The 4,122-nt window shown below is 37.7% G+C and carries 6 protein-coding genes; 1 reads left to right on the top strand and 5 read right to left on the bottom strand.

Translation table 11 applies throughout. From position 1 onward, the window contains the following. From VK664_RS23580 to VK664_RS23570, 3 genes are all read right to left on the bottom strand, one after another. Positions 1 to 242 (bottom strand): hypothetical protein (locus tag VK664_RS23580; RefSeq protein WP_461401173.1); only part of this gene is annotated, 242 nt, incomplete at its 3' end. Positions 243 to 316: 74 nt separating this feature from the next. Beyond that, on the bottom strand, positions 317 to 1,042 hold the full coding sequence (locus VK664_RS23575) for a hypothetical protein (RefSeq protein WP_461401172.1): 726 nt from the start codon (positions 1,040 to 1,042) through the stop codon (positions 317 to 319). Positions 1,043 to 1,306: 264 nt separating this feature from the next. Continuing rightward, on the bottom strand, positions 1,307 to 2,047 hold the full coding sequence (locus VK664_RS23570; RefSeq protein ID WP_461401171.1) for a hypothetical protein: 741 nt from the start codon (positions 2,045 to 2,047) through the stop codon (positions 1,307 to 1,309). Between the two features lie 81 nt (positions 2,048 to 2,128). Between VK664_RS23570 and VK664_RS23565 the strand changes: the two genes are divergently transcribed. Next, positions 2,129 to 2,809 (top strand): hypothetical protein, encoded by a 681-nt coding sequence (locus tag VK664_RS23565; protein WP_461401170.1) that lies wholly within the window; start codon positions 2,129 to 2,131, stop codon positions 2,807 to 2,809. Here VK664_RS23565 and VK664_RS23560 read toward each other — a convergent pair. Both VK664_RS23560 and VK664_RS23555 read right to left on the bottom strand, forming a co-directional pair. Then, positions 2,806 to 3,825: a hypothetical protein gene (locus VK664_RS23560; protein ID WP_461401169.1), complete on the bottom strand. Its 1,020-nt coding sequence runs from the start codon at positions 3,823 to 3,825 to the stop codon at positions 2,806 to 2,808. The two genes, VK664_RS23565 and VK664_RS23560, sit on opposite strands and share 4 nt — an antisense overlap. Positions 3,826 to 3,862: 37 nt before the next feature. Then, positions 3,863 to 4,122: tyrosine-type recombinase/integrase (locus VK664_RS23555; RefSeq protein ID WP_461401168.1), on the bottom strand; the 260-nt coding region annotated here is incomplete at its 5' end.

The raw sequence follows: 4,122 nt of genomic DNA, 5'->3' as shown, positions 1-4,122 counted from the left end.
CCGGTAAAGGGCAGGCCGAGCTTCTTGTAGTTGTGTATGCTCATACGTGAACACCGCAGAAACTTCGTCAGCTCTTTGATTGTATAGTGCGTACCCTCCTTTACTTCATCAACGGGCTTGACAGTAAGAGAGGAAGTTGATGCGATGTGTTCGTTCAGCGTATCGAGCACAATCTGCCGCGTCAGGGATCTGAACTCGCTGACGGTAAGCGCATACAATGGTTTTTCATCGGGATTATCCATAGGATAGAAGTATTGGTTATATACCTTCTATCCCGAAAACAGCCGTATAGTGGGGAAATGGAGTGACTACAAATCTATTTGTGCAATTGTATATCCTTGTCTATCAAAGCAGTTATTTGATCAAGCCGGAGCTTTACAAAGTATTCACGGATGTACTTAAGATCGTCCACGAGCCGCGAACTGATCTTATCCGGAAAAGGTTCACGTACATAATCGTAGATATTCTTGTAGTTTTTGCCGGTGAGCAATTCGATCAGGTGCGCGTAGTGCGTTCGGTCGGAGCCATTGGAAATGTTGAAAAGCTTGTCGAGATAATGCATTACCAGCACCTGACGGCGCAGAGTGAAATCTTTGCCGTTTGACTTCTCTGCACTGCTGTTCAGTAAGTCATCAGATTCCGGTGTTGGAGAGGTTAAATATAGTTGTGTATGCGACAGGCTAAGCTGATTAAATGCCTGACTAAGAAAGTTTGTGTGCTGTTCCGGAGTCAGGTCATCTTCGTCGGTAAATGACGTGCGGCCTGTTTGACTTGCAAGGTAATTAAGGTACTGCTGAGAACCCGGTTCGAAGTACTGCCAGAGCTTTGAATTATGAATCGGCGTTGCCTTAGAACGAAGCGGTTTAACAATTTTTTCAGTAATGATGTTCCCAATCAATTTATAATCGACCGCTTCTTCAGGATTCTCCATATGGAGTTGCAGTATCTCCTGGAGGGCTTCGATGCAAGCGATCTTTTCTTCGAGGGAGAGTTCGGCGCGGTTAGTCACGGTCTCGCCAAGAATGCGCTGAAATTGGGACACGAAACCGATATGGAGTTGATTGGGGTTCACACTGGACAACAAAAGGGGTATTTACACTAATACGGGGCAAGTAGAAAAATGTTGTACTCAAACCCGCGTGGTGCGATGCTTAAATGATAATAATTCCTAAATGAGATCAAAGCACCCTGTTTCAATTGCCGTAGAAACTGCATGTGCTAATGAAATCAAACCTGTAAAACCGGCAGCAACAAGAAATACTTTGTGGGATGCGATGCCATAAAATGTGAAGATTTGAGGAGGTCTTCATCTCACAAAATATCTTTTCATAATGTTTGCACACGATTGAAGAAAATCAATACCATAGTTATTATGGTCAAGAATAAACGTACCTACGTATTCATTTCGGTCCAAGTCCCAGTTTACAAATTGATCGACTAAATCTGGTATCTCTGCTATTCGATGAAAGTGGTTTTTTCTTATAAGTTCCATGCAATTGTTGAAATGATACGCTTCGTCCCTAGTGACTAGTTTTATCCACTTCAAAAGTTCTTTTGGCCCAAATGACTCATAAAAAGAATAATCTGCTGCATATGATTTCGTTGTAGCTATCTCATCATAAGCTAGCATCAAACAAATTTTAAACTCATCACTGAGCATTGGCAATATTGGATTGAAATCTACGTGACGTTGTTTTAATTTGGCATCAATCTCATGATACGGTAACCGATAAAAAGTTGAGTATATATGCCTAAACCCAAGATAATGGTTATACTCATCACGTCTCCAAACATATTCAAATGCTTTAAAGTCAGAAGACAGATATCCATTGTATGTGTCTAGAAACAAGCAGAAATTATCGGCATCATATTCCGAACATAAGTAATCCCAAAATACATTTTGAAATTGACTAATTGTCTCGGTTGATAGTGTAATGTTATTTATATTAATATGCCCTATAAGTTTATCGCTGCTCCAAGGATGTGACTTAGGCGTAAACTGAGTAATAGGATAACCATCAGAGCTGCCACAAAAAAATTCGTCCATTTTTTCATTACAGCTCAGTTTTTATTAACTTTCTCGCTATATCACCATCTTTTTGATGGTAGATAACTAAATATTATCGTCATGAGCCTAACCAAATATAATACTCTTCGGGAAAATGAAAACAGTAATAGAGGTCGAGTTCTGAAGAAAAGAGATAAATGGCGAAGAAAAACAGACGCCACTATTCAGGGTTTTATCGAAAGGTACCTAACACCGATTGTCAATGAGTCAAGCCTCATCTTAAACATTACATCTACGCGAAAATCTTTAGGCCTTGCAGGGAGCAATATTGACTATATAGCTTTATCGAATTTATTGACTAATAGTACAAGTGAAGCGTATGATATTATTATTTGCGATAGAAATCTCATAAATAGATTTGATCCAATGATAGTATTTGAAGCATTTCAGAAAATTCTTCGGCCCCAAGGATTGTTTGTATTCAATTTTAAAAACAGCAACGCTTTGGAGTTTCTTTTAAAAAAAGATTTCAATAGAATGGCTGTCTTTACCAATGCCGTCTATAATAAACAAAAGGAATGGCATTATTCAGATAGCTGGATAAATGAACTACTTGCATTAAATAAATTTGAAATAATTAAAACACATAAGTTCCACTACTTTTTTTCGCGTCAAAAAGAAAATCAGAAGAATGAACGTAAATTGAGAAGAGTCTTTGAACTAGACATGGTCTTTCGGAACATACCTTTCGTTCGGAGCCAGGCCTCAAACACTATTATCCTCTGTAAAAAAATGGCCTAATTAAAAATGTTAAATATCTTTTCGATTACTCCGGAAATGGATTCGTTCTTATTTTTATAAAATACTCTAGAGATAAAAATAATTATTACCAACGAACATACAGAAATAAATGAAATATAGCTTCCGTCAATATTGTACTTCTTTCTGAGCCATAAAACGAGACCTCCAATTCCAACCGACAAAATAGTAAATATGATAAAGACGCTAAGCACCTTGGCTAGTCGAATGTAATTTGATGAAGGAGTAGGGGCTAAATTAACTGGTGTTAGGTGAACATATCCATTGATTTCAATTTCTGGTTTCTTTTTTGCAAAAAGTCTGATCCTTTCTCGTAACTCTAATAAGCGGGAGCCGTATTCCAACTGTTCTTGCTCATTTAAAAAGTCGTCATACCATCTCTTATAGTTCTTATAATATATTGTATCAATTATTTGAAGGAAGGTTTCCAATTTAAGTGTTTTCGAGCCGTTTTCTGTATATATCATAAGCACACCGCCTATCTCTGTTTCATAATTTTTTTTACCCAACATCGGCTGAAAGTAATTCATTTTGATTACGCCGAATCCTGTCATTTTAAGAAGGCGTATCAAGTTTCGGCCAACTTCAGTTAGCTCTTTACCATCCTTATAATATCCGACTTCTGTAACAATGTAGTTATACTCAACATCTTCGTTTATAAAGAAGTCCTTCACTTTATCAACAAATTCATAAAACGTATTATTTTTTCTACTGTTTTTTTCAATTGCCATGTAGTCTATAAAGACAAGTTTTTCCTCCTTGAAATAAGTAAACTGTCCATACCCTATCATTGAATCGTTAAGATGTAAAGCAACTATGTAAAAACGATCCTGAAATTTCTCGTTGTAGCGATCTAGCCAATGAATAATCTCGTTCGTGTTGGTTCTAATTAATGGATCAACATTCTGAAAATAAATTTTCAAAGCCTCTCTAAGGCTTCTGTCCGTCGAATTCTTAATCCTCCGCAATTCATAAACAGACTGTGACGGCGTTGGCATATATCAATGGATAATATTTAGTTATCCTTCATTCATGCTACAACACCATGCTCAACCTCGGATGCTTAGTACTCATAATCTCCTTTTGCTTGTTCGAATTCACATGCGTATAGATCTGCGTCGTGTTGATCGAGCTATGCCCCAGGAATTGCTGAATGTATTTGATGTCTACATCTTGCTCCAACAATAGAGTAGCAAACGAATGTCGAAAGGTGTGAGGAGTAATATGCTTCTCAATTCCCGCTTTCCCGGAGTATTTGGAGACCATTATTCGTATGGATTGTTCGGAAAGTTTGG

Origin of the sequence: Flavitalea sp. (assembly GCF_035489435.1) — a bacterium.
In the GTDB taxonomy this organism is placed as follows: domain Bacteria; phylum Bacteroidota; class Bacteroidia; order Chitinophagales; family Chitinophagaceae; genus DATHKG01.
Note: the sequence above shows the minus strand (reverse complement) of the source record. Positions and strands in the feature narration are given on the sequence as shown.